This is a genomic window from Desulfomicrobium salsuginis, assembly GCF_054657795.1.
This window is the reverse complement of record NZ_BAAHYA010000002.1, coordinates 2,051,343-2,070,088: the sequence shown is the minus strand read 5'-3', so window position 1 is coordinate 2,070,088 and position 18,746 is coordinate 2,051,343. Positions and strand designations below refer to the sequence as shown.

Annotated in this window: 20 protein-coding genes and 1 tRNA gene; 13 read left to right on the top strand and 8 right to left on the bottom strand. The window is 58.4% G+C overall.

What is annotated here, in order from left to right; translation table 11 throughout:
• Positions 1–54: 54 nt before the first annotated feature.
• The 7 genes from rpoN to pyrG form a co-directional block, all read right to left on the bottom strand.
• The gene (gene rpoN / locus ACYQ3G_RS16340) at positions 55–1,485 is read right to left on the bottom strand and encodes an RNA polymerase factor sigma-54 (RefSeq protein ID WP_459827542.1); all 1,431 of its coding nucleotides are present in this window, start codon (positions 1,483–1,485) and stop codon (positions 55–57) included.
• A gap of 112 nt (positions 1,486–1,597) precedes the next feature.
• The gene (lptB, locus tag ACYQ3G_RS16335) at positions 1,598–2,320 is read right to left on the bottom strand and encodes an LPS export ABC transporter ATP-binding protein (protein ID WP_459827539.1); all 723 of its coding nucleotides are present in this window, start codon (positions 2,318–2,320) and stop codon (positions 1,598–1,600) included.
• The gene (locus ACYQ3G_RS16330; RefSeq protein WP_459827536.1) at positions 2,317–2,832 is read right to left on the bottom strand and encodes an LptA/OstA family protein; all 516 of its coding nucleotides are present in this window, start codon (positions 2,830–2,832) and stop codon (positions 2,317–2,319) included. Before ACYQ3G_RS16330 ends, lptB begins: the two co-directional genes overlap by 4 nt.
• Positions 2,833–2,847: 15 nt before the next feature.
• The gene (gene lptC, locus ACYQ3G_RS16325) at positions 2,848–3,384 is read right to left on the bottom strand and encodes an LPS export ABC transporter periplasmic protein LptC (RefSeq protein ID WP_459827533.1); all 537 of its coding nucleotides are present in this window, start codon (positions 3,382–3,384) and stop codon (positions 2,848–2,850) included.
• Positions 3,381–3,905 carry a KdsC family phosphatase gene (locus ACYQ3G_RS16320; protein WP_459827530.1) on the bottom strand — a complete coding sequence of 175 codons (525 nt, stop codon included), beginning with the start codon at positions 3,903–3,905 and terminating at the stop codon, positions 3,381–3,383. The genes lptC and ACYQ3G_RS16320 overlap by 4 nt, the downstream gene beginning before the upstream one ends.
• Positions 3,895–4,701 (bottom strand): 3-deoxy-8-phosphooctulonate synthase, encoded by an 807-nt coding sequence (kdsA, locus tag ACYQ3G_RS16315; RefSeq protein ID WP_459827527.1) that lies wholly within the window; start codon positions 4,699–4,701, stop codon positions 3,895–3,897. Before kdsA ends, ACYQ3G_RS16320 begins: the two co-directional genes overlap by 11 nt.
• Complete coding sequence (gene pyrG / locus ACYQ3G_RS16310; RefSeq protein ID WP_459827524.1) at positions 4,698–6,347, bottom strand: CTP synthase; 1,650 nt, start codon at positions 6,345–6,347, stop codon at positions 4,698–4,700. The genes kdsA and pyrG overlap by 4 nt, the downstream gene beginning before the upstream one ends.
• A 322-nt stretch (positions 6,348–6,669) precedes the next feature.
• Between pyrG and ACYQ3G_RS16305 the strand changes: the two genes are divergently transcribed.
• From ACYQ3G_RS16305 to istB, 7 genes are all read left to right on the top strand, one after another.
• Positions 6,670–7,479 carry a phosphoribosylformylglycinamidine synthase subunit PurQ gene (locus ACYQ3G_RS16305; RefSeq protein ID WP_459827521.1) on the top strand — a complete coding sequence of 270 codons (810 nt, stop codon included), beginning with the start codon at positions 6,670–6,672 and terminating at the stop codon, positions 7,477–7,479.
• 46 nt (positions 7,480–7,525) lie between these two features.
• On the top strand, positions 7,526–8,059 hold the full coding sequence (gene tadA / locus ACYQ3G_RS16300) for a tRNA adenosine(34) deaminase TadA (protein WP_459827518.1): 534 nt from the start codon (positions 7,526–7,528) through the stop codon (positions 8,057–8,059).
• A tRNA-Ser gene (locus ACYQ3G_RS16295) sits at positions 8,050–8,145 on the top strand. The genes tadA and ACYQ3G_RS16295 overlap by 10 nt, the downstream gene beginning before the upstream one ends.
• 263 nt (positions 8,146–8,408) lie before the next feature.
• Complete coding sequence (locus ACYQ3G_RS16290) at positions 8,409–9,608, top strand: tyrosine-type recombinase/integrase (RefSeq protein WP_459827515.1); 1,200 nt, start codon at positions 8,409–8,411, stop codon at positions 9,606–9,608.
• Positions 9,609–9,620: 12 nt separating this feature from the next.
• Positions 9,621–10,022: a hypothetical protein gene (locus ACYQ3G_RS16285; protein WP_459827513.1), complete on the top strand. Its 402-nt coding sequence runs from the start codon at positions 9,621–9,623 to the stop codon at positions 10,020–10,022.
• Positions 10,023–10,179: 157 nt separating this feature from the next.
• The gene (gene istA, locus ACYQ3G_RS16280; protein WP_459822249.1) at positions 10,180–11,712 is read left to right on the top strand and encodes an IS21 family transposase; all 1,533 of its coding nucleotides are present in this window, start codon (positions 10,180–10,182) and stop codon (positions 11,710–11,712) included.
• Entirely contained in the window at positions 11,706–12,449 is a 744-nt protein-coding gene (gene istB / locus ACYQ3G_RS16275; RefSeq protein ID WP_459822251.1) for an IS21-like element helper ATPase IstB, read from the top strand. Before istA ends, istB begins: the two co-directional genes overlap by 7 nt.
• 779 nt (positions 12,450–13,228) lie before the next feature.
• On the opposite strand, the gene ACYQ3G_RS16270 is transcribed toward istB, so the two are convergent.
• Positions 13,229–13,435, bottom strand: coding sequence for a helix-turn-helix domain-containing protein (locus ACYQ3G_RS16270; protein WP_459827510.1), 207 nt, complete (start codon positions 13,433–13,435; stop codon positions 13,229–13,231).
• A 558-nt stretch (positions 13,436–13,993) separates the two neighbouring features.
• On the opposite strand from ACYQ3G_RS16270, the gene ACYQ3G_RS16265 reads away from it, so the two are divergent.
• From ACYQ3G_RS16265 to ACYQ3G_RS16240, 6 genes are all read left to right on the top strand, one after another.
• Complete coding sequence (locus tag ACYQ3G_RS16265) at positions 13,994–14,191, top strand: hypothetical protein (RefSeq protein ID WP_459827507.1); 198 nt, start codon at positions 13,994–13,996, stop codon at positions 14,189–14,191.
• Positions 14,188–14,361, top strand: a complete 174-nt coding sequence (locus ACYQ3G_RS16260; protein WP_459827504.1) for a hypothetical protein — start codon at positions 14,188–14,190, stop codon at positions 14,359–14,361. Before ACYQ3G_RS16265 ends, ACYQ3G_RS16260 begins: the two co-directional genes overlap by 4 nt.
• Before the next feature lie 999 nt (positions 14,362–15,360).
• Positions 15,361–15,705: a hypothetical protein gene (locus tag ACYQ3G_RS16255; protein ID WP_459827501.1), complete on the top strand. Its 345-nt coding sequence runs from the start codon at positions 15,361–15,363 to the stop codon at positions 15,703–15,705.
• A gap of 84 nt (positions 15,706–15,789) precedes the next feature.
• The gene (locus tag ACYQ3G_RS16250; RefSeq protein WP_459827498.1) at positions 15,790–16,560 is read left to right on the top strand and encodes a hypothetical protein; all 771 of its coding nucleotides are present in this window, start codon (positions 15,790–15,792) and stop codon (positions 16,558–16,560) included.
• Positions 16,457–18,265: a terminase gpA endonuclease subunit gene (locus ACYQ3G_RS16245; protein ID WP_459827495.1), complete on the top strand. Its 1,809-nt coding sequence runs from the start codon at positions 16,457–16,459 to the stop codon at positions 18,263–18,265. Before ACYQ3G_RS16250 ends, ACYQ3G_RS16245 begins: the two co-directional genes overlap by 104 nt.
• A complete protein-coding gene (locus ACYQ3G_RS16240; protein WP_459827492.1) occupies positions 18,259–18,531 on the top strand; it encodes a helix-turn-helix domain-containing protein in 273 nt (90 codons plus the stop codon). Before ACYQ3G_RS16245 ends, ACYQ3G_RS16240 begins: the two co-directional genes overlap by 7 nt.
• Positions 18,532–18,746: the final 215 nt, after the last annotated feature.

Genomic DNA, 18,746 nt, shown 5'->3' with positions numbered 1-18,746 from the left:
GTCAGTTGAGGGTCAACCCCGCGTCTTCCCCGAAGGGCGGCGCGGGGTGGGATATCAAAACACCTGCTTGCGCTTGGATGACGACTCGATGCCCAGAACGGCGCGGTATTTTGCCACCGTGCGGCGGGCGATGTTCACATCCAGCGTTTCCTTCAGCACCGCTGCGATTTTCTCGTCGCTGTAGGGGTGCTTGGGGTCTTCCTCGCTGACCATCTTCTTGATGATGGCCTTGACGGATTCGGAGCCCACCTGGGTGCCGTCGTCCATCTCCAGCGCGGAATTGAAGAAAAATTTCAGTTCGAAGATGCCGTGCGGTGTGGCCACGTACTTGCTCGTGGTGATGCGACTGACCGTGGATTCGTGCATCTCGATGTCGTCGGCCACGTCCTTGAGGATCAGGGGCTTGAGCTTGGTCACTCCGTGCTCGAAGAAGGCCCGCTGAAACCGCACGATGCTCTCGACCACCTTATACAAGGTTCTCTGCCTTTGGTGCAAGCTCTTCATGAGCCACATGGCCGAGCGCATCTTGTCGTGTAAGTACTCCCGGTCCGGGCCCTTCACGGCCAGGCTCGTGTCTTCCATGTAGTAGGGGCTGAGCTGCAGCTTGGGCAGGCCGTCGTCATTCATGACGATGACGAAATCGCCTTCGTACTCGTAGACGAAGACGTCGGGGCTGACGAAGACGGTGTTGTCGCTGCCGTAGCTCGCTCCGGGCATGGGGTCCAGGGTCTGGATGATGTCCAGGTAGGCCTTCAGGTCCTCCATCTGGATCTTGAACTTGCGCAGGAGCGGCTTGTAGCGGCGCTTCTCGATGTCCTCCAGATGCTCGTCGACCAGGGAGATGAGGATGGGGTCGTCCTGGCCCAGGACCTCCAGCTGGATGAGCAGGCACTCCTTGGGGGAACGGGCGGCTACGCCCACGGGGTCGAAGCGCTGCAGGCGGTGCAGGACGGACTTGACCAGGGCCAGGGGCGAAAGGGTCTCGGAGGCGATCTCCTCGGCGCTGGTCGTCAGGTAGCCCAGGGAGTCCAGATTGCCGATGATGGCCTCGCCGATGGCCTCTTCCTCTTCGGTGATGTTGGAGAGGCAGAGCTGCCACAGGAGATGCCCTTCCAGGGATGGCTTGCCCGAGAGCCTGGCCTCGTAGGACATCATCTCTTCGAGGGCCTCGGTCTCCTTGAACTGCACCTGCTTGGTCGTGCTCGAAAAGTCGCCGAGGTAGTTCTCCCAGTCGGCGTTGCGCATGAGTTCGGCGTCGTCGAAGGACACGTCGGCCCGCTGCTCGGCGGGCGGGGCCTGGGCTTCGACCTCCTCGGAGAGTTCCCGCGGCGCTTCCTCAAGCATCGGATTTTCCAGCAGTTCCTGCTGAACGGCTTCGAGGAGCTCGAATCGGGAGAGCTGAAGCAGCTTGATGGCCTGCTGCAGCTGCGGGGTCATGACCAGCTGCTGCGTCAGCTTGAGGTTCTGTCGAAGTTCAAGGCCCATAGTGTCTCTGTCGTCTACGCGTAAAATGCAGTGTTGTCGTCGGCGGATTCATCCAGCAAAGACTTTGCCACAGAAGGCAGGTCGTGGCAATCCTTGGGAAATCGGCACGCCGCTAAAGGCTGAAACCCTCGCCGAGATAGACCTTGCGCGCCCCGGGGTCGGCGACGATTTCGTCGGGGCTGCCGCTCAGGATGATGCGGCCGTCATACACCAGGTAGGCGCGGTCGCAGATCTGCAGGGTCTCGCGCACGTTGTGGTCGGAGATGAGCACGCCGATGCCCTTGGCCTTGAGGCCCTCGATGATGGTCTGGATGTCGTCCACGGCCAGGGGGTCGATGCCGGCGAAGGGTTCGTCCAGCAGGATGAACTTCGGGTCGCGGATCAGGGCGCGGGCGATTTCGAGCCTGCGCCGCTCGCCGCCGGACAGGTAGGCCGCCTGCTGGTCCTGCAGGCGGGTGATGCCGAGTTCGTCCAGGAGCCTGTCGGCCGTGCGTTTCTGTTCCTCGGCCGTGCGGCCGGAGTATTCCAGGATGAGCTGCAGGTTCTGGCGCACGGTCAGCTTGCGGAAGATGGAGCTTTCCTGGGGCAGGTAGCTCATGCCCAGGCGGGCGCGCTTGTGCAGGGGCCAGCGGGTGATGTCCACGCCGTCCAGGGTGACCTCCCCGCGCGTGGGCGAGACGATGCCGGCGAGCATGTAGAAGGTCGTGGTCTTGCCGGCGCCGTTGGGGCCGAGCACGCCGACGACCTCGCCCTGGCGCACGTCGAGGTCGATGTCGCGGACAACGTCGCGGGCGCCGTAGCGTTTGGCCAGCTGGCGGCCGGACAGGATCGTCACGGCTTGAGCTCCTTGGTGTCGGCCGGGGTGTTGAAGATGGCCTCGACCCGCTGCTTGCCGCCCAGGACTTCGCTGCGGTTCTCCCGCATGTAGAGCTTGATGACCTCGCCCTGGATCTTGTTGGCGCCTTCCATGAGCACGGGGTCGCCTTCGAGGGTCAGGATCTCCGTGGCCGTTTCGTATGTGGCCTTGGCGCAGGTGCCGGAGCGTCCCTTGTCGGCCTTCAGGCGGACATTGCCCTGGGAGACGATTTTCTTGATGGAGCTTTGCTGGTCCATGGCGGTCTGGGTGGAGTTGCCTCCGCCCTGCTTTTTGTCGAGGAACACGGTCAGGGTGTCGGACCACATCTCGACGTCCTGGCGGATGACGTGCACCGACCCGGAAAAGAGCACCTGGTCGCCTTTTTGGGTGTAGGTCATGGTGTCGGACGTGATCTTGACCGGCACGGTCTGCTCCGCCGCCCACAGGGGGGCGGCCCATGCCAGGAGGAGAATCAGAATGAGTGAACGCATAGATGTTCCCGCTCGTCAGTTCAGGGTGACCTGGACGTTGCCGCGGGCCAGGATGTCGCCCGTGTCCAGGAAATAGGTCAGGGCGTCGGAACTGCCCTGCATGGAATCGCTTGAAATATCGATGTGGCCGGACAGAACCAAGGTGCGGTTGCCGCCCGTGTAGTCGAGGGTGTCGGCGCGCATGCGGTATTCCCCCCGGGTGGCGTTGACGCCGTCCCACATCCTGGCGCGGTCCTCCTTCTGCCAGACCTGCCCCTTGGGCGCCGTGACTTCGACGTGGTCCTCGCCGTCCTCGCCCCAGTAGGTGATGACGGGGTCCGTCAGGATCAGCTCGTCTCCGGCCTCGGCGTAGTCCGCCCCGGCAGCGCTCAGGTTCCAGAGCTTTTTGCCGTCCTTGCCCTGGCTCAGGTTCACGCCCTTGAGGCTCAGGTCCACGTCCACGTTGCGGGCGATGTCGGGGCCCAGACGCTCGGGCCACAGCATGCGCCAACCCAGGACGGCGATGCCGGCCAGGACGAGAAGGGTCAGCAGGGCCGCCAGGGCTCGCTTCATGCCGTCAGCCACTCCCGCCACATGGCGTCGAGCTTGCCCTGGGCGCGCAGGACGAAGTCCAGGGCCTCGCGCACGGCCCCGTGGCCGCCCATGGCCCGGGTGGTCCAGGCCGCGAGCTTGAGGATCTCGGGACGGGCGTTGGGCACGGCGATGGGGAAGCCGACCATGGACATGGGCGCGGCGTCGACCCAGTCGTCGCCCACGTAGGCCATGTGCTCGAAGGGGATACCGGTCTTCTCGGAAATCTCGCGCATGGCCGGCACCTTCCGGTGGTGCCCGTAATAGTAGTGGCCGATGCCCAGTTCCGTCACGCGCCGCTTCACGGCCGGGGACTCCAGGCCCGTGATGACCGCGAATTCGATGCCGGCCTTGGGTCCGAGCTTGATGCCCAGACCATCCTGGACGTTGAAGCGCTTCATGACGCAGCCGGATTCGTCGTAGTACAGGCCGCCGTCGGTCAGCACCCCGTCCACGTCCAGGATCATGAGGCGCACGTCACGGGCCAGGCTCTCAGCATTCATTGGGGACGCTCCAGATGGCCGCCAGCTCCGAGAGCAGGGTGCGGGCCTTGGCCAGGGGCCAGGAGTTGGGGCCGTCGCACAGGGCCTTGTCCGGGTCCGGGTGGATCTCCATGAACAGGCCCTGGCAGCCGCTGGCCACGGCCGCCCGCGCCAGGGGCGGCACGAACTCGCGCTGGCCGCCCGAGGACGTGCCCTGACCGCCGGGCAGCTGCACCGAGTGCGTGGCGTCGAAGATGACCGGGCAGCCGAACTGCTTCATGATGACCAGGGACCGGAAATCGACCACGAGGTTGTTGTAGCCGAACATGGAGCCTCGCTCCGTCAGCCAGATGCGCGTGAACCCCTCGGAGCGGATCTTCTCGACCGGGCCGCGCATGTCCCACGGGGCCATGAACTGCCCCTTCTTGATGTTCACGACGCGCTCGGTGCGGGCCGCGGCCAGCAGCAGGTCCGTCTGGCGGCAGAGGAAGGCCGGGATCTGCAGCACGTCGGCCACCTCGGCGGCCAGGGAGGCCTGGCGCGGCTCGTGGATGTCCGTGATGATGGGCAGGCCCGTGCGGCTCTTGATCTGGGCCAGCCAGTCGAGCCCGGTGTCCAGCCCCGGCCCCCGGAAGCTCCCCCCCGCGGTGCGGTTGGCCTTGTCGTAGGAGCTCTTGAAAATGAGCGGCAGGCCCAGCTCCGCGCAGATGGCCTGCAGCTCCACGGCCACGGTCATGGCCACGTCGAGGCTCTCCAGGACGCAGGGTCCGGCGATGAGGAAGGGGCGGTCGGCGACCAGCTCGGCGCAGTCGATCATGGTTCCTGCTCGGGTTTCTTGTTGGCCACGGCCGCGGCGATGAACTCGCGGAACAGCGGGTGGGGCAGCATGGGCCGGGAGGTGAACTCGGGGTGGAACTGGCAGCCCAGGAACCACGGGTGGTCCTTGATCTCCACGATCTCCACCAGGCTCTTGTCGGGCGAGGTGCCGCTGATGGTCAGGCCGGCCTCCTCGAAGCGCTTCTGGTAGGCGCCGTTGAATTCGTAGCGGTGGCGATGGCGTTCCGATACCTCGGCCTGGCCGTAGGCCTCGAAGGCGCGGGTGTCCTTCTCGATGACGCAGGGGTAGGCGCCCAGACGCATGGTGCCGCCCTTCTCGCTGGCCATGTCGCGGCGCTGCACGCACTTCTTGCGGAAGTCGAACCACTCCTTCATCAGATAGATGACCGGGTCCGGCGTGGTCAGGTCGAACTCCTCGGAGTTGGCCTTGGCCAGGCCCATGACGCTCCTGGCGTACTCGATGACCGCGCACTGCATGCCCAGGCAGATGCCGAAGAAGGGGACCTTGTTCTCGCGGGCGTAGGTGATGGCCGCGATCTTGCCTTCCACGCCGCGGATGCCGAAGCCGCCGGGCACGAGGATGCCGTCGGCGGCGGCCAGCCTCTCGGCCACGTTCTCGGACGTGATCTCCTCGGAGTTGACGTACAGGAAGCGGATGGCCGCGTGGTTGGCCACGCCGCCGTGGGTCAGGGCCTCGTGCAGGCTCTTGTAGGCTTCCTTGAGGTCAACGTACTTGCCGACGATGGCGATGGTGACCTGGGTCCTGGGATGGTGCAGGTTGTACACGAGGTCCTTCCAGGCCTGCAGGTCCGGGTTTTTGGCGGCCAGGCGCAGCAGTATGGCGATCTTCTGGTCCACGCCCTCGTTGTAGAGGGTCAGGGGCAGTTCGTAGATGTGATTGACGTCGATGGCGGTAAAGACCGCGTCGCGGTCCACGTTGCAGAAGAGGGCGATCTTGCGCTTGATGTCGTCGCCGAGGTTCACCTCGGAGCGGCAGAGGATGATGTCGGGCTGGATGCCGAGGCTGCGCAGTTCCTTGACGGAGTGCTGCGTGGGCTTGGTCTTCAGTTCGCCTGCGGCCTTGATGAAGGGCACCAGGGTCAGGTGAATGTAGAGGACGTTGTCCTTGCCCAGGTCGGCGCGTAGCTGGCGGATGGCTTCCAGGAAGGGCAGGCCCTCGATGTCGCCGACGGTGCCGCCGATCTCGACCAGGGCCACGTCGAGGTCGTCGCTGGCCAGGCTCAGGATGGATGATTTGATCTCGTCGGTGATGTGCGGGATGACCTGCACGGTCCCGCCGAGGTAGTCGCCGCGGCGTTCCTTGGTGATGACTGTGTTGTAGATGCGGCCCGAGGTATAGTTGTTGCGCTGGTGCATGCTCGTGCCGAGATAGCGCTCGTAGTGGCCCAGATCCAGGTCCGTCTCGGCGCCGTCGTCGGTGACGTACACTTCGCCGTGCTGGAAGGGGTTCATGGTTCCCGGGTCGACGTTGATGTAGGGGTCGAGCTTCTGAATGGTAACCCTAAGGCCCCGCGCCTTGAGCAGGGCCGCGATGGAGGCGGCGGCCAGCCCTTTTCCCAGGGAGGAGAGCACCCCTCCGGTCACAAAAATGAATTTGGTGTTCATCACGTCCTCGTGCGCCTGAAAGTTCTTCTGCCATCGTCCGCGCGGGTGCGCGGAATCCGTGGTTCACAAAACAAATGGGCCACCTGCCGGCAGCCCGAAATTCGACAACCAATATGTCCGCCGGGTCATTTGGCAGCGGACTTCCGGCTTGTCAAGCGGCCCTGGTGTCCTGCAAACACCTCGGGTCTGCATAGCAGAAACCGGGCGGAGTGCAAACAGCGGCAAGGGGTCATTTTCGGGCTTGCGCCGGGTTTGCTTGGCCTGTAATGGCCTTCCTTACGTGAAAACACAGCGCGGCTGCGGCCGCTTTTTTGGAGGGAAGATGGCCCAGGTCAAGACATTGGTGATCACCGGATACGGGACTAATTGCGAGCGGGAATGCGCCTTTGCCGCGGACCAGGCCGGTTCGGACCAGACGACCATCGTATATTTCTCGGACCTGACGGCGGACAAGGTGCGGCTCGCCGACTACAATTTTCTCATCCTGCCCGGCGGTTTCCTCGACGGCGACGATCTGGGCTCGGCCCAGGCCGCGGCCCTGCGCTGGCGGCACATGAAAACCGCCAGCGGCCGCTCCCTCATGGAGGAACTCAAGGGCTTCCTCGACGCCGGGGGCCTGATCCTGGGCATCTGCAACGGCTTTCAGCTTCTCGTGAAGCTGGGTCTGCTGCCGGCCCTGGACGGGGCCTACTTCACCCGCCAGGTGTCCTTGAGCCACAACGATTCGGCCAAGTACGAGGACCGCTGGGTGACGCTCAAGATCAACCAGGACTCGCCCTGCGTGTTCACCAAGGGCCTCGATTACCTTTATATTCCCGTGCGCCACGGCGAGGGCAAGCTCGTGCCCGGCGACGAGACGACCCTTGCGCGCCTGCAGGAGCAGAATCTCATCGCCCTGCAATACGTGGACCCGTCGACCAAGGCCGTGACCCAGGAATACCCGGCCAACCCCAACGGCTCTCCCTTGGGCATTGCGGGCCTGACGGACCCGTCGGGCCGGATTCTGGGCCTCATGCCGCACCCCGAGGCCTACAATCACCCGACCAACCACCCGCGCTGGACCCGCGGCGAGACGTCCACCCTCGGCACGGCCCTGCTGAAGGGCGGCGTGGACTACCTCAAGGCCCGGTAGGCCGGGGACGTGGCCGGGAGCTGCAAAGAGCATTGACAGCGGACCCATGACTTTCTACTGTGCCCCTTCCCTGACGCCGGACCCGGACGAAATCAGCGTCTGGGAGCCCTTCATGAACGAGGCCCTGCAATTGGCCCTTGCGGCCGAGGAGCGGGGAGACGTGCCGGTGGGCGCGGTGATCGTGGACGGCAGCGGCCGCATCCTGGGCCGCGGCGAGAACGGGACGATCAGGGACAACGATCCCACGGCCCACGCCGAGATCCTGGCCCTGCGCGAAGCCGCCCGGCAGGTCGGCAACCACCGCCTGACCGATGCGGTCCTGGTGGTGACCCTGGAGCCCTGCATCATGTGCCTGGGCGCCGTCATCCAGGCCCGGCTGGCCGGAGTGGTCTACGCCGCCGCGGACCCCAAGGCGGGTTGCCTGGTCAGCCGCATGAGCGGCACGGACCTGCCCTGGAGCAACCATCACTTCTGGGCCCTGGGCGGTGTCCTCGAAGCGGAGTGCAGCTCCGTCCTGAGCGGCTTCTTCCGGAAGCGCCGCCAGGAAAAGAAAATTTCCAAAAACCTCGCGGAGAGGTAGCGAAGTCCGGCCGTAACGCGCTCGACTCGAAATCGAGTTACCGGCTAATCACCGGTACGTGGGTTCGAATCCCACCCTCTCCGCCATTTCATATTCCAGAGCAAACCCCGGTTTTCCGAAATCCAAGGAAAACCGGGGTTTATTCGTTATGTCTGGTTCACTTTGTTCTAGTCCATTTCTTTGAATTCCAAATTTAAGTGGGGCAACGATCAGGGCAACCTGTTTTCCGGCCGTCTGTTTCCTTCAAAAGTTGCCCCTTGGGACGCGGGTTAAGCGGTCCCATGCATTTTGGGCCGATTACTCGGGGCAACTTGGATCTGGCACCGGACGAAACCATGGAGGTTTTGCGATGCTCAACAATGCCCAAGTTAAGAGTGCCCAGCCGCCGTCTGACGGCCGTAAGAGCTACAAGCTCTTTGACGGAAACGGCCTCTATCTGGAAGTCACGGCTACGTCCAAAAGGTGGCGCTTCAAGTACACCTTTCGCTACAAAGAAAACCGCCTTTCGCTCGGGATCTATCCCGATGTCAGCCTCAAGGACGCAAGGGACAAGGCGCGGGAATTTCGCTTGTTGCTCCTGGAGGGAATTGATCCATCAGAGGAGCGAAAGGCCAGAAAAGCCGAAACTAGGGCCCAGACCAAAGAAACGGTGGAAATCATCGGCCGAGAATGGTTCGAGAAGTTTAAGCACCAATGGACACCCGAGCACGCAGTCACAGTCATTTATCGTCTGGAGAGCAACGTCTTTTCCATGATCGGACCTCGCGCCATTAAAGACATCGAGCCGCTGGACCTGCTTGCCTGTCTGCGGCGTATCGAGTCCAGGGGGCATCTGGAACTTGCTAGGCGGACAAAGCAGATCTGTGGGCAGGTTTGGCGTTACGCCGTGGCCACGGGTCGTGCACAAAGAGATGTAACGGCCGACCTGCGTGGCGCGATAGCCCCACCCATTCCCCGCAATTTTCCCACAATTCTGGAGCCGGCCAAGATCGGCAAGCTCCTTCGCGACATTGACAATTACCCCGGCTTTTTCATCACCAGGCAGGCTCTACGACTTTCCCCCATAGTGTTTCTTAGGCCCGGAAACTTGCGACAGGCAGAATGGGCAGACATTGACCTGGACGGCGCTTTGTGGCGAATCAGCGGGGAAAAAATGAAGGGCCAAAAGGTCCGCAAGAGGCCAGACCACATTACGCCACTTCCGCGTCAGGCAGTCGAGATCCTGAAGGAAACACGCGCCCTTTCCGGGCGAGGCCGCTACGTCTTTCCCGCAAGGGGGAACTCCGGCGGCCCCATGAGCGAAAACACTGTGCGTAGCGCACTACGCCGCCTTGGTTATTCCAATGAGGACATTGTGCCCCATGGTTTTCGGCACATGGCCAGCACCCTCCTGAACGAACAAGGCTGGTCCTCGGACGCCATAGAGCGGCAGCTTGCCCACGCGGAGCAAAACAAGATACGGGCCGTGTATAATAAGGCTGAGTTCTTAGAAGAACGGCGGCGCATGATGCAGGCGTGGGCTGACTATTTGGAATATTTGCGAAAATAAGGAGCTGTAACAATGTTGATTCATAAAATTAAAGATACAATTTCATCCATATCGTTGTTATCTCCTCAAACTATAGGGCTATCATCTGCCCCATGGATGAAAAAAATATATACTGCGTGTAATAATTATCGTGACGCTATTAATATTGAAGAATGGGAAAAAAGATTTGTCGAAGATATATCAAGAATTCAGAACATCATATCGAAAGCTAACAGTTTAAAGCTTGCCCTTGAAAACGCGCCACGTCTTCCATGGTGGTATGATAATGGATTCTCTAATGTAAGAATGAACATTTCAAAAGGGATTGATGAAGCTATTGAGCTATGCGCGGTTGCTAATCCAGATATGCGTATTCCGATCCAAGCTGAACATGGATTCCGGAGCAAACTGAACACCGATTCCGCGGCAAACTGAACACGGAATCCATGGGAAACTGAACACCGATTCCGGAACAAACTGAACACCGGGTCGTGTTCGATCCCACGGGAAAAATTTCCTCAGCGGGTGCGGCGCTGGATAACTCGGGCATACTCCTTTTCAGGAGGTGCCCATGGCCAATTCGAGGTTATCCATGCGCAAGATCAAAGACGTCTTACGACTTCACTTTCAATCAGGGCTGACCGTGCGACAGATCGGTCAGAGCCTCAGCATTTCACACAACACCGCAATCGAGTATCTGCGTCGATCTCGGGCGGCCAATATAGGTTGGCCTTTGCCGCCCGGCTTGTCCGACTCGGATATTGAGAGCCTGCTCTTTCCGCCCCTGCCGCCGAGCACTGTGAAGCGGCCGGAGCCGAACTGGGCCGACGTCCACATAGAGCGCAAACGACGCTCTGTGACCCTGCTTCTGCTCTGGGAGGAGTACAAGGCAGAGCAACCCGACGGCTTGCAATACAGTTGCTTCTGCGACCGCTACCGCGCCTTCGTCAGCAAACTCAAGCCATCCATGCGCCAAATCCATCTGGCCGGGGAAAAGGCTTTCATTGACTACGCCGGCCAGACCCTTCCCATCCAGGACCCGTTCAGCGGCAAGGTTCGCGAGGCCCAGATCTTTGTGACCGTGCTTGGTGCCAGCAACTACACCTTTGCCGAGGCCACGTGGACGCAGGGCCTGCCGGACTGGATCGGCTCCCATGTCCGCGCCTTCACCTTTTTCGGCGGCGCCCCGCATCTGCTTGTCCCCGACAATCTGCGGTCGGGCGTCAACAAAGCCTGCCGCTACGAGCCCGACATCAATCCGACCTACGACGACATGGCTGCACACTACGGCTCGGCCGTCATCCCGGCCAGGGTGCGCAAGCCCAAGGACAAGGCCAAGGTTGAGGTCGGCGTGCAGATTGTGGAGCGTTGGATTCTGGCCAGACTGCGCAACCGGATCTTTCTGTCCCTGCACGAAGCCAACCTTGCCATCGCCGCCCTGGTAGCCGACCTCAACTCCCGACCGTTCAAAAAGCTGCCGGGCAGCCGAAGGGAGGCTTTCGAAACCCTCGACAAGCCAGCACTCCTCCCGCTGCCGTGCGCCCCTTACGTCTTTGCCGAGTGGAAGCAGGCCACGGTCAACATCGACTACCATGTCGAAGTGGACGGGCATTATTACTCCGTGCCGTGCAGCCTCATCAAAAAACGTGTCGACGTTCGGATCACGGCCACCAGCGTGGAATGCTTCCACAAGGGCCAGCGCGTGTCCGTGCATCCTAGGTCCATGCAGAAAGGACGGCATACGACCGTGATGGAACACATGCCCAAGAGCCACCAAGAATACGCGGGCTGGACCCCGGAGCGCATCATGGAATGGGCACGGAAGCTCGGCCCCAATGTCTTTGCGCTGGCCGAGGCCATCATAGACTCGCGCAAACATCCTGTGCAGGGCTACAGATCCTGCCTGGGCGTCATTGGGCTGGCCAAGGAGCACGGTCCCGAACGCCTGGACGCGGCCTGCGAACGGGCGCTGCATCTGGGCGCCCTTTCTCAGAAAAGCCTCAAGTCCATCCTCAAGACCGGACTGGACCGTCTGCCGTTGCCGATCCGCAACGCTGATCAGACCTCCATACACCACGACAACGTGCGCGGCCCGGAATACTATCGCAAGGAGGCCTCATGCTGAGTCACCCAACCACGCAGACTCTCAATGCCCTCGGCCTTGGCGGCATGGCCAGGGCTCTGGAGGAACAGCGGGCCATGCAGGGCATCGAAGAACTGTCCTTTGAAGAGCGCTTGGCGCTTCTCATCGACCGCGAAAAGATGCACCGCATGAACCGCCGTCTTACGACCAGACTGAAGAGGGCAAAGCTCAGGCACGCGGCCTGCTTCGAGGACATCGACCTCCACACTCCAAGGGGTCTCGACAAACCCTTGGTTATGGGCCTGGGCTCCTGCTCCTGGATCGGCAAGGGACACAACGTGCTCATCACTGGACCGACCGGCGTAGGGAAGAGCTTTCTGGCCTGCGCCCTGGCTCACAAGGCCTGTCTGGAAGGCTTCGACGCCCTGTACATGCGCTTGCCTCGGCTCATGGAGGATCTGCTGATCGCCAAAGCCGACGGCCGGTACGGAAAGCTCATGCGGTCCTTTGCCAAAACCCCTCTGCTCGTGCTCGACGACTGGGGGCTGGCTCCGATGACCCCAGCCGCATGCAGGGAACTGCTTGAACTGCTCGAAGACCGTCACGGAAGGCATTCGACCATCGTCACCAGCCAACTGCCCGTCGCGGCCTGGCACGACTACCTCGCTGACGCGACAATGGCCGACGCCATTCTCGACCGTCTCGTCCACAACGCCTACCAGCTCAACCTCAAAGGAGAATCCATGCGGAAGATGAAATCCATCATTGACCCCAACTGACCAGTTCCCATAGCGTTCCAAAACCAGCGTCGCTTCGCTTCGATTTCCTGGTCAGTTTCAGCCGGAACGCGTGTTCAGTTTGGCATGGAATCAGTGTTCAGTTTCTCCGGAATGCGCATCCAGATAGGAATATTTCAGAAAAAAATAAAATATTGCGCTTATCTCCTGAGAAAAAATTATATTATGACTTAGCTTGCATTTTTGAAGAATTCAGTGCCGAAAAAGATAAAAGAGTGCCAGACTATAAATCAATGCCTTCTGTATGGAAGAATATTGTTGAGACAAGCAGCGACGGCCAGAAGTATTACATTGGTGTGTTTTACACGATTGTAAGGGAAATTTGGACAGATTGTCTTGGAATGCCCTTGTGCGATCGGCGCAAGGGTAGAAGTGTTTCACATGTAGGCAACTTGACTAGAGAACGAATGGATAGTTCGGCATTTGGCAATCGAGTGCGTTCAGGAATTATTGAGGGACAAAAACTTGTCCCAGATGACTAATTTCATGCTATTTTTTTATATAAAAAAGCGGCGTTTTGATTTTATAGAAAAAATAACGTGCAGAAATATATATATTTTTTTCCATTGGTTCCTAACGGGCATTAGTCTTGTGATAATTATTTAAGCCAATTAGGAGAACATATTTTTTCTATTATTCTACGCCATCGGAAAAGCAGATTTTACAATCATTTATAGAATCAATTTTCAGAAAATAGCTGATGGGGCATTTACTGGCCTGTTCCAAAAAATAACGGAACAGGCCTTTTTGTGCCATCTGGGTCATTTTCGGGCAAATTCATCATCAAAGAGATCGTGAACGCTTACGCCTAGAGCTCGCGCCAGTCTCTCCAGTGTGCCTAGCTTGCATGTCTCGATACGGTCTCTGGCGGCCAGGATGGTGATATGGCTAAATCCGTTCTGCTCGGCAAACGGTTTTATCCGTAACATTTTAGAATCCATGATTTTTTTGACATTACTCGTGAGCATATCGCCTCCAAGCTAATATTTTTGGTATATCATAGCATATTTTTATTGACACTGTCGGTATGCTAGAGCATACCAAAGCAAGGGTATGCCAAGGCATACCAACATGGGCAGAGTGGCTCAGGAAATTATCTCAGAGAGGGAGAAGCATGAGCGAAATTAGGGGGATGAGTTTTTCGGACTTGCCAGACGAGGCGCTGCTCAGGTTTTCTGAATTTGAAAACTTGATCCCTCTCCGCAAGTCTGCCTGGTGGTCTGGAGTTGCAGACGGGACTTTCCCGGCGCCTGTGAAGTTGGGTCGCACCAGCGCATGGAGGGTGCGGGATATTCGTAAGTTACTTGAGAACGGCACGCAGAGGCCGGGGGAGAGGATTCAATTGGCCGACCTGGAAAAGGATCGGCGGCGGGCAGGGCGGCCATGAAGCCGCGAAGACCAGCCCAGTTGCCCCTAACTGCTGGCGTCTGGCGTGAGCTCGTGAAGCGACACGCCCCGCGTGTCCGGGGTATTATCGTGAATGGCAGGCCGCACATCATTCTAACCGAAACCCCCAGGAGGGACGCATGAGCTGTATTGAGGAAGCCTTGACCGCTATTGATACCGGGATAGAAGCCCTTGAGCTGATTTACAACAAAGAAGCAGCCGATTTCGTAAGTGACGAATGCATTTCGATGCTGGCCCGGTTGATTCGTGACGAGTTAGCGTTTCGTTCAGGCATAATCAGGGGAGAACTTCAGCAATCCAGGAGGAAGGTAGCATGAACGCTTCTGAAATGGCAAAGGAACTTGGCTTTATGTCGGATCTTGTAGGGCTTGTTAATAACAATTTTGAAGATATTCACAAGGAAACGCGGGCAGAGATGATGATACTTGTGTCGGAGAGATTGGGGCAGCTCCGCCGTGTAATGCTTGGCGAGGAGATACGCAGATGACTGGGACACTCGGAACTATTGGACAGGCCATTTTCGAAGCCTATACGCAACGATACCCTGATGGGCTTGTCACTACTAAGGAAGCAGCCGGAATTCTCCGGCTTCGTCCATCCTACCTGGAAACCCTCCGATGCAGGGGCGGTGGTCCGGAATATGTTCGCCATGCTCGCAGAGTTTTCTACCAGTTGCGTACACTGGCCGAGTGGGCAGATAGTCGTACAGAGATAATGAAGTAACCAGCCTCATAATGTAAGGTTGATATTAATGCCAAATATTGATACTAATTTACATTTTTTGAGTATAAAGGCTTCAAGCAACAATCTGTGCAGGTCATCAAGGGTAAAGATTCTTGAAATAGCTTCTAGGCTATGTGGTAGCTATGGTGATGTGGACGATGCGAAATTGCTAAAAAAGTATGTATTGCTGTGTAAAATTGTCGAATCTAGGAATATTGTTGATGACGATTTGTTTATAAAAAAATTCATCAACGATAAATGTGTCAAAGTTGACGATTCCATACATGTTAGAGCTGATTTGCTATATGATTCTTTCGTGAATTGGTGCAGATTTAACGATGTAGCCATTATATCAAAAGTTCGGTTTGGGCGTGTGTTTGGTCTGTATTTTAATAGGAAGAAGAGCAATAAGATTCTTTACATTGGCGTTCAGCTAAAGGAAGCTACGATCGTTACGCACAAAGTAGGACAATAAAATGGCGCTCTCCCCGTACAAACTCCCAAGGTCCCACGGAAATTCCCATGACTGCGGAACGCAATCTTCCGGGATCTTTGGCTTTTGTTCGACATTGGGAGGTTGGGAGGTTCAGCCTATACACCCCGCGCGTACACCCACGCACACATACGCGCGCGCGTGTATATATGCCTACATCTTCCCATCTTCCCAAATAAGGATATAAAGTAAGTAAATAAAGAGTGATAGCTGACGAGAGGTTCCGGGAAGATCGTTTTGTACTGGGAGTTTCGCATAACGGAGGATGGAATGGACTTAGTGACGACACAATCATTTCTTGAGTTTCAAGCCGGCGTGGATGGGGCGCTGGCTGAACTGGACAAGCTGTCCCGGTATTGCGCTGATACCATCGCATCCGCCCCGAGCGGGGCACTCAGGACCGTGGAGGATCTGGAAGGCCGCATCAAGGATGCGTCAGACCTGATCCGGGCACACCTCACCATGTTCAAGCATAACACCCGCAAGGTCGAGCCCCGGGTGATGTGCTCGAACAGCACAATCAACGGTATGGGCATCAACGATCAACGTAATCGATGTAGGGCAAATGAAGCGTCTGGCTCGCAAGCTGTAAGTGAAGATGGACATGGTGAATGAAGTGCTGGCTATGACGGCGGTCAATCGTGGGTCCTTCCCCCGGACCTGGCCTGACAGGGGTCGCTATGAGCGCGATGTTTCACCATGCGACACGATGAAACAAAAATGAGACAAGAAATGATGCAAATGCAGCATTTTATGATTCAAATTCCAGACAATGCTACGTCTGGTGCTGCGTTGCCCAATTACAACCGTCTTTATCAGTTCCTGCTCTCCAAAGGGTGGAACTGCACCAGGGCAACGGTTTATCGGCACGCCAAGGCCGGAAGGATCCGGACGAACGCCGCCGGTGAATTTCCCATGGATGCAGCCCTGGAGTACGCTCGCGACCACTGGCAGCTGGTGAATCCAGCCCTTTCAGTTCCCGAAGCAAATTCAAGACCCGCGCCCGCAGACAGGGGCGACCAAGCCCGCGTCGAGGTTTGCGGAAACGTAGGCCTCGACGCAGCCCTTGTCCGCCTTCGTCAATCAGAGGCTCTTGGCTACCAAAAGTGGATGGATGAGCCAAACGCCCAAACATTCAGAAGTTACAGCCAATCCATGGAGTTGCTTCGCAAGGCGGAAAAGAATCTACTGGATCTTCAAAAGGAGCGCCGCGAGCTCCTTGCCAAGGACGAAGTGAAGACCTGGCTGTTTCGGCAGATCATCAGCGCCAAGGCCACCCTGACCAACCTTCCCGGCAAGCTGGCTCCTCAGCTGGAGGGGCTGCCCTGGCCCCAGATCCAGAGGAAGCTGGAAGAGGAAATACAAAGTGCTCTCGCCAAACTTTCATCCGACATTGACGCCCCTATGGCTGGAGGCCTGGAAGCCTCCGGCGAACCTGAATCCGTGGCAATGGGCGGAGGCCAACCTTGAACTGTCCAACCGCGCCACGGCCTTTCCCGGCCGCTACAGCACCGAGCAGACGCCCTATGTCCGGGAAGTGCTGGAGGCCTTCAAGGATCCTGCAATACGCCAGATCAGCCTTTGCTGGTCGGCACAGAGTTCGAAAACCATGACCATGCTCGTCATGCTGGGATATGCCGTTGACCAGGATCCCGGCCCCGTCCTGCTGGTCCAAAGCAGCATGGATGCCGCCAGAAGCTTCAGCAAGAACCGTCTGCAGCCATTGCTTGATGATTGCGCGGCCCTTGCCAAGCACAAGACAGGGGACAGGTTTGACTTTTCAGCGGCGGAAATGCGGCTGGATAACTGCAGCATCTATCTGCAGGGCGCCGGTAATCCTGCCCAGCTGGCCAGCAGGCCTATCCGATACCTGTTGGCAGACGAAGTGGACAAGTGGCCAGACGAATCCAAGAAAGAAGCCGACGCCCTGAGCTTGGCCATGGAGCGAACGAAGTCTTTCCGAAACCACAAGGCCATCCTGGCCAGCACCCCGACAATTGCCCGTGGCCCGATCTGGCAAGCTTTCAAGGCTGGGGATCAGCGGCGCTATCACGTGCCGTGCCCGTACTGCGGGGCGCTTTTCGTGCTGAGGTGGCAGCAGGTCAAATGGCCCGAGGCCTCGGACGCCAAAGCCGTGGTGGATCAGACTTGGCTGGAGTGCCCTCACTGTCAGGGCGCCATCACTGAGCGACATAAGGCCCTGATGCTTGAGGCTGGCCAATGGATAGCCGAGAACCAGGATGCCCCGGAGGACCGCTTGAGCTATCACTTGAGCGAATTGTACAGCCCATGGACCACATGGGGTAGCCTGGCCGCTAAGTTCATGCGGGCCACCAAGGAGGCCACGCAGGGCAATACCGGCAGCCTGCACAACTTCGTCAATAGCTCTTTGGCAGAGCCCTGGGAGGATCGGCAGCAGTCGGCCAAAGAACCGGAAGCCATCTTGGCCCTGGAGGTGGAACTTCCGTCCGGCGTGGTCCCGGCCGACACCGTGGCCCTTACTGCCGGGATCGACACCCAGGATACAGGATTCTGGTTTGCCATTTGGTCCTGGGACCAGGATTTGACCGGTCACTTGGTCCGAGAAGGCTTTGCCCCGGACCTGCTGTTTCTCGATTCCATCCTTTGGACGGCCCACTACCAGGACCAGGAGGGACGGACGCACCCTGTGCGCTTGGCTTTGATCGACAGCCAGGGCCACCGAACAGCCGAAGTTTACGACTGGTGCCGGCAACGTCCGCAAACCAGACCCCTCAAGGGTGAACAGCGCCTGAGCGGCGCGCCATGGACTTCAACCGTCCTGGACAAGATACCCGGACGCGACGGCAAGCAATATCCAGTTCCCCGCGGCCTGCAACTGATCAGGGTGGATACGAACCATTTCAAGACGCTGCTGTCCGGAAAGCTGGCCGTGGGAGCCGGTAACGTCGGCGGCATGACCCTGCACAAGGATCCAAGTGCCGACTTCATTAAGCACATGAGCGCGGAGTACCAGGACGAACGAGGCATCTGGAGGCAACCTGGGCACAAGCGCTGCGACCTATGGGACTGCAGCGTCTACTCTTTGGCAGCCGCTGAAATTCTCGGGGTCCGCTTCTGGCGAAGCCCCCAAGACCAAACCCCGCAAATCAACTCGAAGCCAATCAGCCCAACAAGGAGAGCGAGCCTATGGTAGAAGTTATCAAGCCCAGCACTAACCTGTCAGGATTGGAAGAGATCTCGCAGTATGCCAGGCGGAGCAAGGCCACAGTCCTGGATTGGATCAAAAATGAAGATTTCCCGGCGGCAAAACTGGGCCGTGTTTGGGAGTCGGACAGGCTGATGATAGACGAGTGGAAGCGAGAAAGGATTGAAATGTCCAGAAGCAAGGCACTGGCTCCTACGCCCCACGAACAGCCCAAGAACACGGATAATGAATCTACGAATGGCGTGCACCGGTAACGTCAGGTCACCGGATTGTCAAAATTTGCACATCGTAGGTTGCCGTTTATCAATTATTTTTTACCCCCTATTTTGCGTAAATTTTAACGCATTATGCGCAGCAAAAAGCAGATGTGCCGAGTTGTCGCAATGGCAATGCGCAGGCTGTCAAGCTTAACAAGGTACGAATAGCGGTAAATTAGAACAAGCCTACGGCAAATAAAGTCAAAATAGAC